Here is a 19,271-nt window from a genome sequence, read left to right as displayed (position 1 = left end):
CAGCGGGTTCGTCACCGCGGTCGCGGGCGCGCAGGGCGGCCTTGATCCGAGCGGCCTCGTGCGCGGCCCACCGCTCGTCCGGCGAGAGTCCCGCGGCACGGCGGTCGACCGCGCGGGCCACCTCGGCGTCGTGGCCGGGCCGCAGCCGGTGCAGCCAGTCGTTGATCTCGATGACGCGCCAGAACAGGCGGTGCTCGGGGTCGAAGCGCTCCCTCAGCGTTCCGGGCACGTGCCGCATGGCCAGGTCGACCGCGCGCAACGCGTGCCACAGCGGCCGCAACCGCCGGTGGTCGCGGACCGCGTCACGCTGCCGCCCTGCCCGTTCCCGCAGGTCGGTCAGCCGCGGGCCCCACGCGGCGATGCTCGCCCCGACGACGACGATCGGCACCGCCAGGGTGAGGGCCTTCGGCGCGGCCACGGCCCACGCGTCGAGGTTCGCGCCGAGTCGGCTGCCGATGACGCCCACGAGCACCAGCACGGCGTAGCCGGACCCCACCAGGACGCCGATCGCGTTGATCCGCAGCCCGCGTCCCAGCCACGGCTGGTCCGGCGGCGTCTCCCCGGCCCACAGCCAGCACAGCCGCACGACGTTGAGCAGGCCGACGAGGTAGGCGACGTGGTACAGCACCAGCAGTTCGGCCAGGTACGGCGCGTCCGCGTACGCCGCCGGGAAGTCGCCGTGGTGCTCCTCGTCGGCGTCGCCCAGCACGAACAGCGCGATCATCGTCGCCAGCACGACGGCGGACGCCGCCAGCACCCGGCGGGTCGTCCGCCACGCCCGCTCGGGCGGGTGCCGCCAGTACAGCAGCATGGCCTGGTTCGCGGCGACGAACGCGACGCCGGACGTGTACACCAGCATCACGGACAGGTTCGGTATGCCGGTGAGCGAATCGACGCTCACGCCCACCGTCGGCGCGAGGAACAGGAACGCCGGCGCCGCCGTCACGCACGCGAGGCAGATCGGCAGCAGCGCCGGTCGCCGTTCGGGCGGCGCCTCCCGGTACGCCCACCACTTGTGCGCGAGCAGCACCAGCACGCCGACGACGCTGCCCAGGTAGAGGACGTCATCCACGGGAGCCCCGCTCGGGCGAGTAGCCGAACGAGTACCACGCCCGCGTCACGAGGTCGTCGCCGTCCGGGAGGGAAGGCTCGGCCGGCTGCCGTCCCGCCCAGTCGATCAACGCGCGGGTCAGCACGCCCGCGACGCGGTCGGCTTCCCGTTCGTCCCGGCGGGACAGGTCCGTGCGGCCCGCGAGGATGCGGAACATGGCGGGGGACAGGTCCGGGTAGAGCAGCCGGCGGCCCTCCTCGGCGTTGAGCCGCGGCGCGCGGTGGCCGCACAGCATGTGCGCGATCTCGTGCAGCAGGATGAGCAGCCGGTGCACCCAGCTGCGGGCCGTGGTGACGATGATGACGTGCACCTCGTCCTCGGTCACGGCCCACAGCCCGCTCGTGCCGCCCGCGCCGAGGTCGTCGAACCGCAGGATGATCTCCCGCCGCAGCCGCCGGGCCACCACCTCGCACAGCCGGACGCACACCGCCTCCGTGGTGGCGGACCGGTCCAGGTCGAGGTCGCGGATCAGGTCCTCGCTGAGCGCGCGCAGTTCCTTGGCCTTCATCAGGTCACCGTTCCCACCCGGCCGCCTACGTCGATCCCGTGCCGGTCACGGCCCGGCCGTCGGTGGGCTCGTCGTCGGCGGACGTCGCCGGCTCGTCCGGCTCCAGGGCGCGCCGGATGGCGTCCTCGGCCTCGACGCCGGGGTGCAGCGCCCGCACCAGCGCGAGCAGGATCTTGTTGCGGACGCCGGGCGGCGGCGGTTGCTCGGCGGTGCGCAGGATGACGGTGTTGACGCCGAGCTTGTCCATCGCCAGGCGGGTCTCCAGCTGCTCGTCCACGCGGGCGGCCAGCTCGTCGTCGAAGAAGTACGCGGGCGCGGCGCCGAACGCCTCGGCCAGCCCGAGGATGTGCTTCAACCGGGGGTTGTCGCTCGTGCCCGCGAGGAGTTCGCGCACGTAGTTGGCCGAGATGGACCCGTACGGGCCGGCGGTGATGCGGGCGGCGATCTCCTCCGGCGAGAACGGGCCCCGGTTCGGCGGGTACACGGTGTCGAACAGGTGCTTCAGCGCGCCTCGCCGCCACCGCGGGCGTTCACCGGCGTGCAGCGCGCTGCGGCCGCCCACGAAGCACGCCGGGTGGACGTGCAGGGCGTTGGCCAGGCCCTCGATCGTGCGGCACGTCGGGTTGTCCTTGTCGCCGCGGCGCAGCTGCGAGATGTAGGTGTGCGTGATCTCGCCGCCGTCCCGGCGAATCCGCTCGGCGAGTTCCACGTTCGTGTACCGGGAGCGGTCACCGGGACGCAGGCACAGTTCGTCGAGGACTTCGGCGAAAACGCGTTGTTCTCCCGCCGTCATGGCCATCCCCCGTACGCACGACCGCTTCCTCGCGTGACTACTTCCACTCGCGAGTGGCACGGCCAAGCTACTCCGCCACCGCGGTTGATTCCAGGGTGGGGCCCCAGTAGCCTGGCCCGAGGCGGTTCCACTGGAATTGGGGGCAGCCGCGCTTGAGCGTACTGCCAGTGGAACGGAGTCGGCGACAGCGAGATCCCGGGTGACCAGGCCGGCTGTCACCGGGGCCCTGCGGTTGTGCCGCCGCACCGCCACGGCGGCACGCGTTGAGGGGTGCGCAGGGCCGCGGGATCTCGCCCGCCGACGCGCCACGCGCCGAATTCCTCCGTCGCGAATACATCTCAGCTTTTCCGTCTCCCCTCGCGAATCCGCCGATAAGCGAGCTGAATTCGGATATTCGCACTCCCGTGGAAAATCCACACGGACGGGTCACGTGTCGGTGGCGACGTCCCCGGCTATCCCCGTGACGACGGTTTCCCGGCGCGCGGAGGTGGAGCATGGCTTGTCCCAGCGGTCCGGGCGACCCGGACAACGCGCTGGCCGAGGTCGGGCGCGGCGCCGTGGTCGTCGGGTTCGACGGCTCGGAGCGGTCCCGGCAGGCCGCGCGCTGGGCGGCCCGCGAGGCGGCGAGCCGGGGAGCGCGACTCGTCGTCGTGAACGTCCTGCGCGGACCGTTCCCGGAAGTCGTGGTGACCCCCGTGTCCATGCCGCTGCCCCAGCTGGTCGGCGAGGAGTCGGTGCGCGCGTACACGGACGACCACCTCGCCGAGATCGCCGCCGAGTGCGAACGCGTCGCGCCCGGCGTGCCCGTGGACACCCGCGCGTTCGACGGCCACCCGGCCGCCGTGCTGGGCGAGGTCGGCCGGGACGCGGCACTGCTCGTCGTCGGCTCGTCCGGCGCCACCGGCCTGGCCAGGATGTTCACCGGCTCGGTCGCCGCAGACCTCGCGCACCGCTTCCGCGGCCAGGTCGTCGTGGTCCGCGGGCCCGAGGAGGTGGACGGCCGCGTGGTGGTCGGCGTCGACGGCTCCGCCCCGGGCGACCGGGCCGTGGACGTCGCGGCCGAGTACGCCGCACGGCACGGGCACGTGCTGGTCGCCGTGCACGCCACCACCGGCCTGCCGGTCGACGCGCTCGGGGCTGGCGGCGTCTGGGGGCAGAGCCTCGGCCTGGGCATCGACACCGACCAGCTCCGCGCGGCGGCGGAGAGCCTGATCCGCACGTCGCTGGCCCCCGCGCTCGCCCGCCACCCCGGCGTCCGGGCGGAGCAGGTGGTGTCCCTGGCCCGACCCGCCCAGGCCCTCCTCGACCAGGCGGAGAACGCGGCCCTGCTCGTCGTCGGCAGCCACGGCCACGGCGCCGTGCGGCGCGCCCTGCTCGGCTCGGTCAGCCACGCCATGCTCCACCACGCGCCCTGCACGCTGGCCGTCGTCCGCCGCGACGCGCCCCGCTGACCACCTGCCGGCGCGCCCGCCGCCACCCCGTGGGACGGATGGTAGGAAGTCCGGGTGAGTAACTTGGATGACGGGGCCGGGCTGCGGCTCGCGCAGGACGAGGTCGTGTCGCTCGCCAGCGAGTTGATCAGGATCGACACGACCAACACGGGCGACCCGGCCACGGTCGTCGGCGAGCGCGCGGCGGCCGAGTGGATCGCGGAGAAGCTGGGCGAGGTCGGCTACGAGACGACCTACGTCGAGTCCGGGGCCAAGGGGCGCGGGAACGTGGTCGCCCGCCTGGCGGGCGCCGACCCGTCACGGGGCGCGCTGCTCGTGCACGGCCACCTCGACGTGGTGCCCGCGGACGCCTCCGAGTGGTCCGTGCACCCGTTCTCGGGCGCGGTGCAGGACGGGTACGTGTGGGGCCGCGGCGCGGTCGACATGAAGGACATGGTCGCGATGTCGCTCGCCGTCGCGCGCCGCTTCAAGCGGGACGGCGTGGTGCCGCCCCGCGACATCGTGTTCGCGTTCCTCGCCGACGAGGAGGCGGGCGGCCTGTACGGGGCCAAGTGGCTGGTCGACAACCGGCCCGAGCTGTTCGAGGGCGTCACCGAGGCGATCAGCGAGGTCGGCGGGTTCTCGATCACGCTGAAGGACGACGTCCGCGCGTACCTCGTGGAGACCGCCGAGAAGGGCATCCGGTGGCTCAAGCTGCGGGTGCGCGGCACGGCCGGCCACGGTTCGATGATCCACCACGACAACGCGGTGGCGAAGCTGGCGGCGGCCGTCACCAAGCTGGGTCAGCACCGGTTCCCGGTCGTGCTGACGCCGTCCGTGCGCGAGTTCCTGGCCGGCGTCTCCGAGATCACCGGGCTCGACTTCCCCGAGGACGACATCGAGGGCGCCGTCGGCAAGCTCGGCGCGCTGTCGCGGATGATCGGCGCCACCCTGCGCGACACGGCCAACCCGACCATGCTCTCCGCCGGGTACAAGGCGAACGTCATCCCGTCCGTCGCCGAGGCCACCGTGGACTGCCGCATCCTGCCCGGCCGGGAGGAGGCGTTCGACCGCGAGCTGGCCGAACTGCTCGGCCCGGACGTCGAGCGCGAGTGGCTCGGGCTGCCGCCGGTCGAGACCACGTTCGACGGCGCGCTGGTCGACGCGATGACCGCGTCCATCACCGCCGAGGACCCCGGCGCGCGGGTGCTGCCCTACATGCTGTCCGGCGGCACGGACGCGAAGTCGTTCCAGCAGCTGGGCATCCGCAACTTCGGCTTCGCGCCGTTGAAGCTGCCCGCCGACCTCGACTTCTCCGGCCTGTTCCACGGGGTGGACGAACGCGTGCCCGTCGACGCGCTGCAGTTCGGCGTCCGCGTGCTGGACCGGTTCCTGCGCAACTCCTGAGCCGTGCGGGGGCGCCGCGACCGGGAGTCGCGGCGCCCCTGGTCAGGGGTCAGGCCAGCGGCGCGGACACGGTGAACGAGGCGTCGCCCGCGAACGCGGAGTCGGACGAGCGCAGGTCGAGCCGCATCTCGTAGTCGTAGTGGCGCAGGTAGCGGCCGGGGAAGTTGTACGACTCGAACGACGTCGTGCCGCCGCCCGCCAGGCCGACCCGTCCGCAGAACGTCGCGTCGCCCCGGAACACGGCCGAACCGTCGTTGTTCTGCAACGTGAGGCGCATGGTGTTGTGCCGCAGGTAGTAGCCGGGGAAGTTGACCGCCTGGAACGAGTAGCAGTTCGAGTTCGCCAACCCGGCGACGATCGAGAACGTCGCGTCACGCCGGTCGTTCAGGGCGCTGCCGGAGCCGAGCGGGTCGACGTGGGCGAGGTAGTCGCGGTGCCGGACGTACCGGTCGGGGAAGTTGGCCGACCGCAGGGACCGGGTGCCCGTGGCCACGGCGGTGCTGTCGCCGACGTTCTCGCGCAGCACGGTGAAGTGGCGCGCGGTGCCGGACAGGCCGGGGAGTTCCACCTTCGCCCCGAACGTGGCGAGGTTCGAGCTGTCGGCGTAGTAGTACCGGTGCGCGCCGTACTGGTCGAAGTAGATGCGCCAGCGGCCGTCGGGCAGCTGCACGAGCGCGGGTCCTTCGAGGCCCGAGCCCCAGCCCGCCCAGTTGCCGGTGCCGACGAACTGCCACGGGCCGTTGAGCGACGTGGCGGTGGCGTGCTCGATGTACTTCGTCGTCTCGTTCTTGAGGAAGTTGTGGTACGTCCCGCCGACCTTGACGATGAAGCTGTCGATGTAGTTGGCGGGGATGCCGAGCGGCGTGGGCGCGGTCCACGCGGACAGCGAGCTGTTGGTCGCGGTGATCCGGTAGGGGCGGAACTGGCCCGCGGTGCCCGTGGTGGAGGCCGAGAAGACGACGTGCACGCTGCCGTCGGTGTCCCTGAACCACTCCGGGGCCCACGTGCTGCCGGTGGAGCCGTTGAGGCCGACGGTGACGTTGCGCAGGAACGTCCACGTCGTGTAGTCCGCGCTGCGCGCGAAGCCGATGGTGTTCCCGGTCCAGCCCGTGGTGTAGACGATGTAGTAGTAGCCGTCGGTGTGCCGGATGACGCTGGGGTCGCGGATGAGGCCGGACGGCGGGGTGTACGCGTTCGACCGGACCAGGTCGAAGTTGGTCGCGTTCGCCGAGTCGTAGACGTACATGTTCGACTCGCTGCTGTTCGTGAACGCCGTCATCAGGTAGTGCGGTGCCGGCCCGGCCGCGAGGGCGGCGGGCGCCGGTCCGGCGAGGCCGAACGCGGCCACGACCAGGGCGGTCACGGCGGCGAGCAAGGTGCGGGTGCGCATCGGCGAGCCCCCAGGTCAGGAGAAGACGACAGTTGTTAGCGTTAACATCACCGAGTCGGCGGAACCACGGGGTCGGCTGGGTGGGGAGCAATTGGTATCCCGGTCGCGCCCGACGTGTCAATACGTCGCCGTCAAGTTAATTAGCGCTAACAAAGACCACCTCGTCGGCCTGTTGCGCCGGCCGCCGCGGTCCCTCTACCGTGCTCAGTCGAAGCGCTTCGATGGCGAGGAGCGCCGCGCCTCCCCGAACCGAGAGGGGACGTCCGTGTCCGGAAGCCGCCGTTGGGTGCTGTCGCCCCTGCCCGCGCACGCCGCCGAGTCGCCCTTCCGCGATCCCGACCTGCCCCGTGCGGTCCGGGTCGACGACCTGCTCGGCCGGTTGACCGTCGACGAGAAGCTGTCGCTGCTCCACCAGTACCAACCCGCGATCCCGCGCCTGGGCATCGGCGCGTTCAAGACCGGCACCGAGGCGCTGCACGGCGTCGCGTGGCTCGGCGAGTCGACCGTGTTCCCGCAGGCCCTCGGCCTGGCGAACACGTGGAACCGCGACCTGGTCGAACGGGTCGGCGCGGTGACCGGTCGGGAGGCCCGCGGCTTCCACGCGAAGAACCCCGCGCAGCACGGCCTGAACCTGTGGGCGCCCGTGGTGAACCTGCTGCGCGACCCCAGGTGGGGGCGCAACGAGGAGGGCTACTCGGAGGACCCGTACCTGACCGGGGCCATCTCGACCGCGTTCGGGCACGGCATCCAGGGCGACCACCCGGACTACCTCCAGGCCGCGCCGACGCTGAAGCACTACCTGGCCTACAACGTCGAGGACGACCGCGTCAGGGTCGACGCGATCGTCCCGCCGCGCATCCTGAAGGACTACGACGAGGCCGCGTTCAAGCCGGCCGTCTCGGCGAACGCGGCGACCGGCGTGATGGCCTCGTACAACCTGGTCAACGGCCGTCCCACGCACGTCGGACCGGAACTGGACGAGGTCGTCCGCTCGTGGACCGACGAGGACCTGATGATCGTCGGCGACGCGGCGGGCGCGTCCAACCTCACCCGGGGGCAGCGGTACTTCGCCACGCAGGCGGAGGCGAACGCGGCGGCGGTGAAGGCGGGCCTGGACAGCTTCACCGAGGACAACCAGAACTCGACCCCCACCACGTCGGCGCTCAAGACCGCGCTGAACCAGGGGTTGCTCACGATGGCCGACGTCGAGGACGCCGCGCGGCACGTGCTGTCGCTGCGCTTCCGCCTCGGCGAGTTCGACCCGCCCGGCCGCAACCCGTACGCCTCGATCACGCCGGACGTCATCGACGCGCCGGAGCACCGGCGGCTCGCCCGCCAGGCCGCCGCCGAACAGGTCGTGCTGCTGCGCAACGACAACAACACCTTGCCGCTGTCCACCCAGGACACCAAGAAGGTGGCCGTGGTCGGCCAGCTCGCCGACACGCTCTACGAGGACTGGTACTCGGGCACCATGCCGTACCGGATCACGCCGGCGGAGGGCCTGGCCGAACGCGCGGCCGTCACGTCGAGCGAGGGCGTGGACCGGATCAGGTTGAAGGACCTGGCCACCGGCAAGTACGTCACCGCGTCCACCTCGGACACCGGCGCGCCGCTCACCGCCACCGAGGCGACTCCCGCCGACGCCACCGGCCTCGACGTGTTCGACTGGGGCGAGGGCACCGTGACGCTGCGGACCGCCGCCAACGGCCGGACGGTCTCTCTGGGCGACGGGCGCGGCCTGGTCAACAACGCCGTGCAGCCGAACGGCTGGTTCGTCCAGCAGCAGTTCAAGCTCCTCGCGCAACCCGACGGCTCGCACGTGCTGGAGTACGCGGGCAACGACGTCAAGGAGTCGTGGTTCGGCAAGAGCCGGTACGTCGTCGTGGGCGCGGACGGCACGCTGCGCGTCGGCGCGGAAACGCCGGACGCCGCGGCGAGGTTCGGGCGGGAACTGGTGCGCAGCGGCGTGGAGAGCGCCGTGGCGGCCGTCAAGGACGCGGACGCCGCCGTCGTCGTGGTCGGCAGCATGCCGTTCATCAACGGCCGCGAGGACGACGACCGCCAGACCACCGTGCTGCCCGCCGGCCAGCGGGCCGTGATCGACGCCGTCCGCAAGGCCAACCCGCGCACGGTCGTCGTGCTGGAGAGCAGCTACCCGTACTCGGGCGACTGGGACACCGCCGACCTGCCCGCCATCCTGTGGACCACGCACGCGGGCCAGGAGACCGGGCGCGCGCTCGCCGACGTGCTGTTCGGCGACCACAACCCGAGCGGGAAGCTGACCCAGACGTGGTACCGGTCCGACGCGGACCTGCCCGACAAGCTCCGGTTCGACATCGCGAAGTCCGGCCACACCTACCAGTACTTCGACGGCAAGCCGCTGTACCCGTTCGGGCACGGGCTGAGCTACACCTCGTTCCGGTACTCGACCTTGCGCGTCGACCGGGCGGTGGTCGACGCCGCCGGCGAGGTGAAGGTCCGCGTCGACGTGACGAACACGGGCGACCGCGCGGGCGCCGACGTGGTGCAGCTGTACTCGCGGCAGAAGCAGTCGCGGGTGGAGCAGCCGGTCAAGCGGTTGCGGGCGTTCGAGCGGGTGGAGCTGCGGCCCGGCGAGACGAAGACGGTCGAGCTGACCGTGCGCGCGGCCGACCTGTCCTTCTGGGACGTGACGCGGGAGAAGCACGTCGTGGAGACCGCGCCGCACGAGCTGCTGGTGGGCTCGCTGACGCGTGGCATCACCGTGCGCGGGGAGACGATCCCGCCGCGCGACCTGCGCAAGACCACCCGGGCGCAGAACTTCGACGACTACTCCGGCGTGACCCTGGTGGACACCACCAGGGAGCGGGGCACCGCCGTCGCCGCGACCGCCGCCGGCCAGTGGGTCTCCTACGAGGACGTGGACCTCGGCCGGTCCGCCCGGTCGCTGTCGGTCCGCGTGGCGAACCCCGACGCGCCGACGACCGTCGAGGTCCGCCTCGGCGGGCCCACCGGGCGGCTCGTCGGAACGGTGGCCGTGCCGACCACCGCCGACAAGTACTCCTGGACCGCGGTCTCGACGCCGTTGCGCGGCGCGGCCGGTCGGCAGGACGTCTACCTGGTCTTCACGGGGAAGGCCCGGATCGACAACCTCAGCGTGGAGGAATCCTGATGTCCAAGCGTCTCCTGGCGGCCGCGCTGGCGGCCCTGATGGCCGTGGCCGGCTGCGGAGGGTCGGACGACGGCGCCGACGCCAACACCCTGAAGCTGTGGCACTACGAGGGGCCGGACAGCGCGATGGGCGTGGCCTGGGCGGAGGCGATCAGGCAGTTCGAGGCCAGTCACCCCGGCGTGAAGGTCGAGTTCGAGGAGAAGGGCTTCGAGCAGATCCAGAAGACCGCGCCGATGGTCCTCAACTCCAACGACGCGCCGGACATCCTGGAGTACAACAAGGGCAACGCCACGGCGGGCCTGCTGTCCAAGCAAGGCCTGCTGACCGACCTGAGCGACGAGGTCGCCAAGCGCGGCTGGGACAAGAAGCTCGGTCCGGGCATCGACACCACGGCGAAGTACGACGAGCGCGGCGTGATGGGCTCCGGCAAGTGGTACGGCATCCCCAACTACGCCGAGTACGTGTCGATCTACTACAACAAGACGATGTTCGACCAGCAGGGCCTCGCCGCGCCGACCACGCTGGAGGAGCTGACCGCCGCGATGAGGAAGTTCGTCGCCGCGGGCGTCACCCCGCTGGCGCTGGGCGGCGCGGAGTACCCGGCGCAGCAGGTGCTCTACCAGCTGGCGCTCACCAAGGCGGACCGCGACTGGGTCGACCGCTACCAGCGGTACACGGGTGACGTGGACTTCCACGACGAGGCGTGGGTGTACGGCGCGGAGACGTTCGCCGAGTGGCTGCGCGAGGGGTACATCGGCAAGGACTCGGCCGGTGTGAAGGCCGAGGACATGGGCCTGGCGTTCATGCAGGGCAAGAACCCGATCATGATCAGCGGGAGCTGGTGGTACGGCCGGGTCCAGGCCCAGGTCAAGGACTTCGAGTGGGCCTCGGTGCCGTGGCCCGGCATGACGGCCGGGTCCAGCGGCAACCTGTGGGTCGTGCCGAAGGGGTCGAAGAACAAGCAGCTGGCCTACGACTTCATCGAGATCACCATGTCCCAGCCGATCCAGGACAAGCTGCGCGACGCCGGCGGCGTGGCCGTGGCGGCGGGCGACAGCCCCGCGGCGGACCCGAAGAGCAAGCAGCTCAACGACGACTTCGCGGCGCTCGTCGACGGCGACCGGTTGGCGTTCTACCCGGACTGGCCCGCGCCCGGCTTCTACGACGTGCAGGTCTCGTCGGTGCAGAAGCTCATCACCGGCCAGCTCGGGCCGCACGAGGTGCTGACCGAGTTGTCCGACTACTACAAGGAAAACCTGGCGAGCGTCGGCAAATGAGCCTCGTCCCCGCCTCGATCCGCGACCGCGGGTCGTACCTGTGGTTCCTCCTCCCCGGCGCGCTGCTGCTGCTCGCGGTGATCCTGGTGCCGTTCGCGATGAACATCGGCATCAGCTTCACGCAGTGGTCCGGGGCGGGGGAGCCGGAGTGGACCGGGCTGGACAACTACCGGCGGCTGGTGTCGGACGGCACGTTCTGGGCGTCCTTCCGGCACAACGTCGGCCTGGTGGTGGCGATGGCGGTCCTGCCGACCCTGGCCGGGCTCGTCATCGCCGCCGCCCTGTTCGACTTCATCGGCAAGCACTTCGGCTCGCGCCACGCGAGCGTGCTGCGGGCCGCGGTCTACCTGCCGCAGGTGTTGCCGATCGCCGTGGCGGGGATCGTGTGGAGCTGGATCCTGGCGCCGCAGGACGGCGCGCTCAACGAGGTGCTGCGCGCCGTCGGGCTGGACGCGCTGGCGCAGAACTGGCTCGGCGACCCGGACCTGGCGCTGTGGACCGTCATGGGCGTGATGCTGTGGATCCAGGTCGGCTACCCGGTGGTGATCTTCATGGCCGGGATGCAGCGGGTGGACCCCTCGCTGCACGAGGCCGCCGAGCTGGACGGCGCGTCGTGGTGGGGCCGGTTCTTCCACGTCACCGTGCCGCAGATCCGGCCGGAGGTCTTCGTGGTGCTGCTGACCTGCACGATCGCCGCGTTGAAGGTGTTCGCGCCGATCTACGTGCTGACCAGGGGCGGACCGGGCGGCGCGACGAACGTCCCGTCGTACTACTCGTTCCAGAACTTCTTCGAGAAGACGCAGGTCGGCTACGGCGCGGCGATCGCGACCGTGCTCACCGTGCTGATCCTCGTCCTCACGTGGGGGTTCCTGCGGGTGCAGAACCGGGGTGAGCGGTGAAGCGGCACGCCGTGCTGTGGTCGATGGTCGTGCTGGCCGTGGTGATGCTGGCGCCGTTCGTCCTCGTCGCGCTCAACGCGGTCAAGACCCCGGAGGAGTACTCCACCGGAGGACCGCTCGACCTCCCGACCGGGGTGTCGCTGGACGGCGTCGTCGCGTTCTGGGACCGCGTCGACTTCGGCGAGAAGCTGCTCAACAGCGCGGTGATCAGCGGGTCCGTGGCGGTGCTCGCGGTCGTCGTGTCGGTGTTCAACGCCTACGCGCTGGGCATCGGCCGCGTGCGCGGCAGGCTGTGGATCCTCGTGGTGTTCCTCATCGCGAACACCCTGCCGCAGGAGGCGCTGGTCTACCCGCTGTACTTCCTTGCCAACGAGGTCGGGCTGTACGACACCAAACTGGCCGTGATCATCATCTTCACGGTGGTCCAGGCCGCGTTCGGCACCTACCTGCTCACGTCGACGCTCGGCGGCTTCCCGCGCGAACTGCTGGAGGCCGCCCGCATCGACGGCGCGAACAAGTGGCAGACGCTCGTGCGGGTCGTGGTGCCGATCAGCCGGCCCACGCTGGGCGTGCTGTTCGTGTTCTTCTTCATCTGGACCTGGAACGAGTTCTTCCTCCCGCTGGTGCTGCTGATCTCCAACGAGAACCAGACGGTGCCGGTCGCGCTGGGCGTGCTCCAGGGGCAGCGGATGATGGACGCCACCATGACCAGCGCCTCCGCGCTGCTCGGCGTCATCCCCGCGATCGTGTTCTTCCTCATCTTCCAGCGGGCGTTGACCCGAGGCATCACGGCAGGAGCGGTCAAGTGAAGTTCAGCGACGGGTACTGGCTGCTGCGGCCCGGTGTGGAGGCCGCCCACCCGGTCGAGGCGCACGACGTCACCACGGGGGACGGGGAGGTCGTCGTGTACGCGCCGACCCGCCGCATCCGGCACCGGGGCGACACGCTCAAGGGCCCCGCGATCACCCTGGGGCTCACCTCGCCGATGGCGGACGTGATCGGCGTGCGGATCACGCACTTCAGCGGTCAGGTGGCCAAGGAGCCCGCGTTCGCCCTGAGCGCCGACGGCACGCACGAGGCCAAAGTGGTGGAGGACGACGCCGGCGTCGTGATGACGTCGGGCGAGCTGTCGGTCCGCGTGCACCGCGGCGACGAGTGGCGGGTCGACTTCACCGCCGGCGGCCGCGCGCTGACCAGCAGCGGCGTCAAGGGCATGGGCCTCATGACGGTGGACGGCACGCGCCACGTCCGCGAGCAGCTCACCATGGGCGTCGGCCACGCGGTGTACGGGCTGGGGGAGCGGTTCGGGCCGCTGGTGAAGAACGGGCAGACCGTCGACATCTGGAACGCCGACGGCGGCACGAGCAGCGAGCAGGCGTACAAGAACGTCCCGTTCTACCTGACCAACGCCGGGTACGGGATCTTCGTCAACCACCCCGGCCACGTCTCGTTCGAGGTCGGCTCGGAGGCGGTGTCGAAGGTCCAGTTCAGCGTCGAGGGCGAGGAGCTGGAGTACTTCCTGGTCTACGGCCCCACGCCGCGCGAGATCCTGCGCAAGTACACCGCCCTCACCGGCCGTCCTGCGCTGCCGCCCGCGTGGTCGTTCGGCCTGTGGCTCTCGACGTCGTTCACCACCGCCTACGACGAGCAGACCGTGTCGGGGTTCATCGACGGGATGCTCCAGCGCGACCTCCCGCTCAGCGTGTTCCACTTCGACTGCTTCTGGATGCGCGAGTTCAACTGGTGCGACTTCGAGTGGGACCCGCGCACGTTCCCGGACCCGGTCGGCATGCTGGAACGCCTGCGCGCCCGCGGCCTGCGCATCTCCGTGTGGATCAACCCGTACATCGCGCAGCGCTCGCCGCTGTTCGCCGAGGGCAAGGCGAACGGCTACCTGCTGCGCAAGCCGAACGGCGACGTGTGGCAGTGGGACCTGTGGCAGCCCGGCATGGCGTTGGTGGACTTCACCAACCCGGCCGCCCGCGCCTGGTACGCCTCCAAGCTGGACGCGTTGCTGGCGCAGGGGGTGGACTGCTTCAAGACCGACTTCGGCGAGCGCGTCCCGACCGACGTCGTCTACCACGATGGCTCCGACCCGGAGCGGATGCACAACTACTACACGCACCTCTACAACCAGACCGTGTTCGAGGTGCTGCGCAAGCGGCGCGGCGACGGCGACGCGGTGGTGTTCGCCCGGTCCGCCACGGCCGGGTCGCAGCAGTTCCCGGTGCACTGGGGCGGCGACTGCGAGGCCACGTACGAGTCGATGGCGGAGAGCCTGCGCGGCGGGCTGTCGCTCGGCCTGTCCGGGTTCGGGTTCTGGAGCCACGACATCGGCGGCTTCGAGGGCACGCCGTCGGCCGCGTTGTTCAAGCGGTGGATCGCGTTCGGCCTGCTGTCCTCGCACAGCAGGCTGCACGGCAGCTCGTCGTACCGGGTGCCGTGGCTGTTCGACGAGGAGTCCGTGGACGTCCTGCGGCGGTTCACCAAGCTCAAGCTGAGCCTCATGCCCTACCTCGACCGGGCCGCGCGCCAGGCGTCGGGCGAGGGCGTGCCGGTGATGCGGGCGATGGTCGTGGAGTTCCCCGACGACCCGGGCTGCGCGCACCTCGAACGCCAGTACATGCTCGGCGACGACCTGCTCGTCGCGCCCGTGTTCTCCGACGAGGGCGACGTCTCGTACTACGTCCCCGACGGCACCTGGACGCACCTGCTCACCGGCGAGACCGTCGAAGGGCCGCGCTGGGTGCGCGACCGCTGCGACTTCCTCACCGCCCCCGTGCTGGTGCGGCCGAACACGATCCTGCCCGTGGGCGCGGTGGACGACCGACCGGACTACGACTACGCCGACGGCGTCACGCTGCACGTGTACGAGCTCGCGGACGGCGACCACGTCACGGTGGTCGGCGGCACGACGTTCCGCACCCGCCGGCGGGGCGACGAGATCCGGGTCGAGGCGGACGACGCGCCGGCGCGGTGGCGGGTGCTCCTCGTCGGCGCGCGGGCCGTGGACGCGGTGGACGGCGGCGCGGCGAGCACGCACGACAACGGAGTGCTCATCAGCGCCGGTGACGGCGCCCTGACCCTGAGGGGTGTCCGATGAGGCTGTTGGCGGTGGCACTCGTGCTGCTGGGCTCCCTGGCCGCGACCACACCGGTGGTCGCGGCGCCCGCGGCGGAGACCGGAGGACGGCACGAGGTGTCCTACGACAGGTACTCGCTCATGGTGGACGGCGAGCGGGTCATGCTGTGGTCGGGGGAGTTCCACTACTTCCGGCTGCCCAGCCCCGAGCTGTGGCGCGACATCCTGGAGAAGATCCGCGCCGCCGGGTTCACCGGCGTGTCCCTGTACTTCCACTGGGGCTACCACTCGCCCTCGCCGGGCGTCTACGACTTCACCGGCGTGCGCGACGTCGACCGGCTGCTGCGGATGGCCGACGAGCTGGGCCTGTACGTGGTGGCCCGCCCCGGCCCGTACATCAACGCGGAGACCAGCGGCGGCGGCTTCCCGGCGTGGCTGAAGACGGTGGAGGGGCGGGCGAGGTCCAGCGACCCCGGCTACCGGGCCGCGTACACGGAGTGGCTGGGCCACCTCAACCCGATCATCGCCCGGCACCAGGTCAGCCGCGGCGGTTCGGTGATCGCGTACAACGTGGAGAACGAGTACGCGGTCAACGTCGACGCGGCCTACATGGAAGACCTCCAGCGGCAGGCCCGCGACGCCGGCATCGACGTGCCGATCGTGCACAACAACTGCTGCGGCGGGAACCTGGCGAACTGGTCGTCCGGCAAGGGCGCGGTGCAGATCCCCGGCGTCGACGACTACCCGCAGTCGTTCGACTGCCACAACCCCGACGCCTGGGGCCCGTGGGGCGACGGCGTCACGCGCCGGCTGCGCGACGACGCGCCCGTGTACGCCGCCGAGTACCAGGCCGGCGCGATCGACCTGAACAACGCCGGGTACGACAAGTGCCGCGAGCTGACCGGCCCGAGCTACATGAAGGTGTTCTACAAGAACAACGCCATCGCCAGTGGCGCCACCATGTTCGGCTACTACATGACGTTCGGCGGCACGTCGTGGGGCTGGCTCCCGCAGCCGAACGACGTGTACACCTCCTACGACTACGGTTCGGCGATCACCGAGTCGCGGCAGCTCACCGCGAAGTACGACGAGTTCAAGCGGCAGGGCTACTTCATGACCACGGTCGCGCCGCTGACCAAGACCGACGCGGCGACCGCGCCCGTGCCCGCCGACCCGGCCGTCCTGGCGCGGGCGCGGGCGAACCCGGACACCGGCACGCAGTTCGTGCTTGTCCGGCAGGCCGACCTCGCCGGCGCCGCCGACCTGTCCACCACGCTGGACTGGACGACCCCGGACGGCCGCTACCAGGTGCCCGTGCGGGTCAACGGCCGCGACGCCAAGATCCTCGTCGCCGGGTACGACCTGGGCGGCCAGCGGTTGGCCTGGTCGAGTTCCGAGGTCCTGACCCACGTGACGGTGTCGGGGCGTGACGTCGCCGTGCTCTACGGCCGTGACGGCGAACAGGGCTCCACCGTGCTGCGCTACGACTCGGCGCCGACCGTCCAGGTGCTCGACGGCGAGGTGCGCCACTCGTACGAGGACGGCGACCTGCGCCTCGACTACCGGCACACCGGGCTCGCCCGCGTGCTGGTCACCGGCGGCGGGCGGCAGCCGCTGCTGCTCATGCTCGGCACGGACGAGACGGCCGCGCGGTTCTGGCGGCAGGACACCTCCGCCGGCCCCGTCCTCGTCCGCGGCGCCTCGCTGGTCCGGTCCGCCGAGGTGAGAGGCGACCGGCTGGCGTTGCGCGCCGACACCGACCGGGCGTCCGACGTGGAGGTGTTCGCACCGGTCCGCCACCTGACCGTGGGCGGCCGCCCGGTGCCCGTGCGCCGCACGCCGAGCGGTTCGCTGCTCGGCTCGCTGCCCGGTCCGGAGCAGGTGCGCCTGCCCGCGCTGACGAACTGGCGACACCGCGCGGAGCCGCCCGGCTTCGACGAGTCCGGCTGGACCACCGCAGACAAGACCACCACGGCGAGCCCGATCAAACCGAAGACGCTGCCGGTGCTCTACGCCGACGAGTACGGTCACCACAACGGCAACGTCTGGTACCGCGGCCGGTTCACCGCCACCGGCGCCGAGAAGACCGTCTCCGTCAACGCCATCACCGGCAGGCGCGGCATCTACCTGGTCTGGCTGAACGGCCGCTACCTCGGCTCCGCCCCCGGCGGAACGCAGGCCGACTCCGAGCCGGTGAACCCCGACCCCGGACGCGGCGACTTCGCCGTGCCGGAAGGGCTGCTCTCCGCCGGGCAGCAGGCGACGCTGACCGTGCTGGTCGAGAACATGGGCCACAACGACGACTGGACCGCCGACGACGTCCGCCACAAGCAGCCCCGCGGCCTGTTCGGGGTGGCGGTCGAGGGCTCGACCGCGCCGATCTCGTGGCAGATCCGGGGTTCGCTGCCCACCGACGGCGAACGCGGCCCGATGAACACCGGCGGCCTGTACGGCGAACGTGCCGGCTGGCACCTGCCCGGCGACGGGGGCGGCTGGCAGAACACGCCGGGCGAGCTGACCCCGGGCGTCTCCTGGTACCGCACCACGTTCCGGCTCGACCTGCCGCGCGGGCACGACGTCTCGCTCGGCCTGCGGTTCGACGACACCACCGACCGCGACTACCGGGTGCTGGTGTTCGTCAACGGCTGGAACATGGGCCAGTACCTCAACGGTGTCGGCCCGCAGCGGGAGTTCGTGCTCCCGGCAGGCGTGCTGCGGGACCACAACACGCTCACCTTCGCCGTGATCTCCACCGAGGCCGCGCAGGGTGATCCCGGACCGGTGAGCCTGGTGACCCTAGGCAACCACCGGACCGGTGCCGGCGCGGACCGTGAGCCGCGGCGGTAGCAACCGGACCTCCGGTTCGCCCAGGCCGTCGAGCAGGCGCATCGCCAGCTCGACGGCCAGCGCGCCCAGTTCGACGGCGGGGATGTCGACCGAGGTCAGCGGCACGGACTGCGCCTCGGCCAGGTCCGGCGGGCAGACCGCGAGCACGGAGATGTCGTCCGGCACCCGCCTGCCCCGGCGGTCCAGCTCCGACAGCAGCGGGCCGAGGATGGCCTCGTTGTGCACCACCAGCCCGGTGACCGCGCGTTCCAGGGCGAGCAGGTCGTCCAGGCACGCGCGGAGGCCGTCGTAGGTGGGCACGCAGGGCAGCGTGACGGCCGTGACGCCCCGGTCCGCGGCCGTCTTGGTGAACCCGCGCAGGAACCGGCCGGCGTAGCTCGTGCCGCGCTCGTAGACGGCGGGCGACGGGCCGATGAGGGCGACGTCCCGGTGGCCGAGGTCGGCGAGGTGCGTGACGCACTCCGACCCGGCGGCGGTGAAGTCGAGGTCGACGCAGGTCAGCCCCTGCGGGTCGTCGGGCACGCCGATCAGGACCGCCGGCCGCCCCAGCTCGCGCAGCACGGGCACGCGCGGCTCGGCGGCCTCCACGTCCATCACGATGATCGCGTCGGCGAGGGAGGAGGCCACCACGCGGTGCAGCCCCTCCGCGCCCTCGTCCGCCGTCAGCAGCAGCACGTCGTGGTCGTAGGACCGGGCCTCGGTGACGGTGGCCGTGACGAACTGCATCATCACCGGGACGTTCAGGTCGGCGCGCAGCGGCACGACGAGCGCCAGGACGTTGGTGCGGTTGCTCGCCAACGCCCGCGCGCCCGCGTTCGGGCGGTAGCCGAGCGCGCGGATGCTGTGGTGCACCCGCCGCCGGGTCGCCTCCGAGATCGAGCGCTTCCCGGACAGCACGTACGACACGGTGCTGGGCGACACTCCCGCCGCTCGGGCGACGTCGGCGATGGTGACCATCGGGCGATCATAATACGTCCGCCCTGCACCCACTCCTCGCCTGTCCACAGTGGACTGGCAATCGGAGTCGGCACGCTGTCTCGGCCGCGGAGGCCGGGCGTGCGTCGGAGCTGGTTCCGCTAAGTGTGATATCGCTAACATCAGTATGTCAGGCGTCAACCGGATGCGGAAGGTCGTGTGGTCGCCGTATCCACAGTGATCGCGAGATGTCGGCCTGAAGCGTCCCGTGAGGCGGGGATGTTAACGCGAACATGGCGGTTGACCTGTCGCGGGAATGTCAACGGTGTCGATGGTCCACACAGGTCGATAACGCGACCTTGATCGGTCCTCCGGTGCCTCGTCACACCGGAAGGCGCTTTCCGTCGGTCGATCACGATAGGCATCCGCAGCGGACGATCAAACACAATCCAACATAACCCC

Annotated in this window: 13 protein-coding genes; 8 read left to right on the top strand and 5 right to left on the bottom strand. The window is 71.3% G+C overall.

Features of this window, described 5'->3' with window-relative positions; all coding sequences use genetic code 11:
- The 3 genes from ACFQ3T_RS10480 to ACFQ3T_RS10470 all read right to left on the bottom strand — a co-directional run.
- On the bottom strand, positions 1-1,072 hold a 1,072-nt coding region (locus tag ACFQ3T_RS10480; protein WP_380722799.1), incomplete at its 3' end, for an MAB_1171c family putative transporter.
- Positions 1,065-1,619, bottom strand: a complete 555-nt coding sequence (locus ACFQ3T_RS10475) for a hypothetical protein (protein WP_380722797.1) — start codon at positions 1,617-1,619, stop codon at positions 1,065-1,067. The genes ACFQ3T_RS10475 and ACFQ3T_RS10480, both read right to left, overlap by 8 nt.
- A 25-nt stretch (positions 1,620-1,644) precedes the next feature.
- The gene (locus ACFQ3T_RS10470) at positions 1,645-2,412 is read right to left on the bottom strand and encodes a hypothetical protein (protein WP_380722795.1); all 768 of its coding nucleotides are present in this window, start codon (positions 2,410-2,412) and stop codon (positions 1,645-1,647) included.
- Positions 2,413-2,906: 494 nt separating this feature from the next.
- On the opposite strand from ACFQ3T_RS10470, the gene ACFQ3T_RS10465 reads away from it, so the two are divergent.
- Together ACFQ3T_RS10465 and ACFQ3T_RS10460 are read left to right on the top strand one after the other, a co-directional pair.
- Entirely contained in the window at positions 2,907-3,863 is a 957-nt protein-coding gene (locus ACFQ3T_RS10465; protein ID WP_380722793.1) for a universal stress protein, read from the top strand.
- Between the two features lie 63 nt (positions 3,864-3,926).
- Positions 3,927-5,249, top strand: coding sequence for a M20/M25/M40 family metallo-hydrolase (locus ACFQ3T_RS10460; protein WP_380722801.1), 1,323 nt, complete (start codon positions 3,927-3,929; stop codon positions 5,247-5,249).
- A gap of 49 nt (positions 5,250-5,298) precedes the next feature.
- On the opposite strand, the gene ACFQ3T_RS10455 is transcribed toward ACFQ3T_RS10460, so the two are convergent.
- Positions 5,299-6,639 (bottom strand): glycoside hydrolase family 43 protein, encoded by a 1,341-nt coding sequence (locus tag ACFQ3T_RS10455; protein WP_380722791.1) that lies wholly within the window; start codon positions 6,637-6,639, stop codon positions 5,299-5,301.
- Between the two features lie 265 nt (positions 6,640-6,904).
- Between ACFQ3T_RS10455 and ACFQ3T_RS10450 the strand changes: the two genes are divergently transcribed.
- Genes ACFQ3T_RS10450 through ACFQ3T_RS10425 form a run of 6 tightly spaced genes read left to right on the top strand, consistent with a single transcriptional unit; the run spans position 6,905 to position 17,894 of the window.
- A complete protein-coding gene (locus ACFQ3T_RS10450; RefSeq protein WP_380722789.1) occupies positions 6,905-9,790 on the top strand; it encodes a glycoside hydrolase family 3 protein in 2,886 nt (961 codons plus the stop codon).
- Complete coding sequence (locus ACFQ3T_RS10445; RefSeq protein WP_380722787.1) at positions 9,790-11,067, top strand: ABC transporter substrate-binding protein; 1,278 nt, start codon at positions 9,790-9,792, stop codon at positions 11,065-11,067. Before ACFQ3T_RS10450 ends, ACFQ3T_RS10445 begins: the two co-directional genes overlap by 1 nt.
- Positions 11,064-11,966, top strand: a complete 903-nt coding sequence (locus ACFQ3T_RS10440) for a carbohydrate ABC transporter permease (RefSeq protein WP_380722785.1) — start codon at positions 11,064-11,066, stop codon at positions 11,964-11,966. Before ACFQ3T_RS10445 ends, ACFQ3T_RS10440 begins: the two co-directional genes overlap by 4 nt.
- Complete coding sequence (locus ACFQ3T_RS10435) at positions 11,963-12,775, top strand: carbohydrate ABC transporter permease (RefSeq protein WP_380722783.1); 813 nt, start codon at positions 11,963-11,965, stop codon at positions 12,773-12,775. The genes ACFQ3T_RS10440 and ACFQ3T_RS10435 overlap by 4 nt, the downstream gene beginning before the upstream one ends.
- Positions 12,772-15,069 (top strand): alpha-xylosidase, encoded by a 2,298-nt coding sequence (gene yicI / locus ACFQ3T_RS10430; RefSeq protein WP_380722781.1) that lies wholly within the window; start codon positions 12,772-12,774, stop codon positions 15,067-15,069. The genes ACFQ3T_RS10435 and yicI overlap by 4 nt, the downstream gene beginning before the upstream one ends.
- Complete coding sequence (locus ACFQ3T_RS10425) at positions 15,066-17,894, top strand: beta-galactosidase (protein WP_380722779.1); 2,829 nt, start codon at positions 15,066-15,068, stop codon at positions 17,892-17,894. Before yicI ends, ACFQ3T_RS10425 begins: the two co-directional genes overlap by 4 nt.
- Here the strand turns inward: ACFQ3T_RS10425 and ACFQ3T_RS10420 are convergent.
- Positions 17,844-18,851 (bottom strand): LacI family DNA-binding transcriptional regulator, encoded by a 1,008-nt coding sequence (locus ACFQ3T_RS10420; protein WP_380722777.1) that lies wholly within the window; start codon positions 18,849-18,851, stop codon positions 17,844-17,846. The two genes, ACFQ3T_RS10425 and ACFQ3T_RS10420, sit on opposite strands and share 51 nt — an antisense overlap.
- Positions 18,852-19,271: the final 420 nt, after the last annotated feature.

This window comes from Saccharothrix hoggarensis, assembly GCF_042678885.1.
GTDB classification, from domain to species: domain Bacteria; phylum Actinomycetota; class Actinomycetes; order Mycobacteriales; family Pseudonocardiaceae; genus Actinosynnema; species Actinosynnema hoggarensis.
Note: the sequence above shows the minus strand (reverse complement) of the source record. Positions and strands in the feature narration are given on the sequence as shown.

Excerpts from the sequence above, each read along its gene's own strand:
- ACFQ3T_RS10445 (WP_380722787.1), top strand. The coding sequence starts at position 9,790 with ATGTCCAAGCGTCTCCTGGCGGCCGCGCTGGCGGCCCTGATGGCCGTG.
- ACFQ3T_RS10420 (WP_380722777.1), bottom strand. The coding sequence starts at position 18,851 with ATGGTCACCATCGCCGACGTCGCCCGAGCGGCGGGAGTGTCGCCCAGC.
- ACFQ3T_RS10455 (WP_380722791.1), bottom strand. The coding sequence starts at position 6,639 with ATGCGCACCCGCACCTTGCTCGCCGCCGTGACCGCCCTGGTCGTGGCC.
- ACFQ3T_RS10475 (WP_380722797.1), bottom strand. The coding sequence starts at position 1,619 with ATGAAGGCCAAGGAACTGCGCGCGCTCAGCGAGGACCTGATCCGCGAC.
- ACFQ3T_RS10440 (WP_380722785.1), top strand. The coding sequence starts at position 11,064 with ATGAGCCTCGTCCCCGCCTCGATCCGCGACCGCGGGTCGTACCTGTGG.
- ACFQ3T_RS10425 (WP_380722779.1), top strand. The coding sequence starts at position 15,066 with ATGAGGCTGTTGGCGGTGGCACTCGTGCTGCTGGGCTCCCTGGCCGCG.
- ACFQ3T_RS10470 (WP_380722795.1), bottom strand. The coding sequence starts at position 2,412 with ATGACGGCGGGAGAACAACGCGTTTTCGCCGAAGTCCTCGACGAACTG.
- ACFQ3T_RS10465 (WP_380722793.1), top strand. The coding sequence starts at position 2,907 with ATGGCTTGTCCCAGCGGTCCGGGCGACCCGGACAACGCGCTGGCCGAG.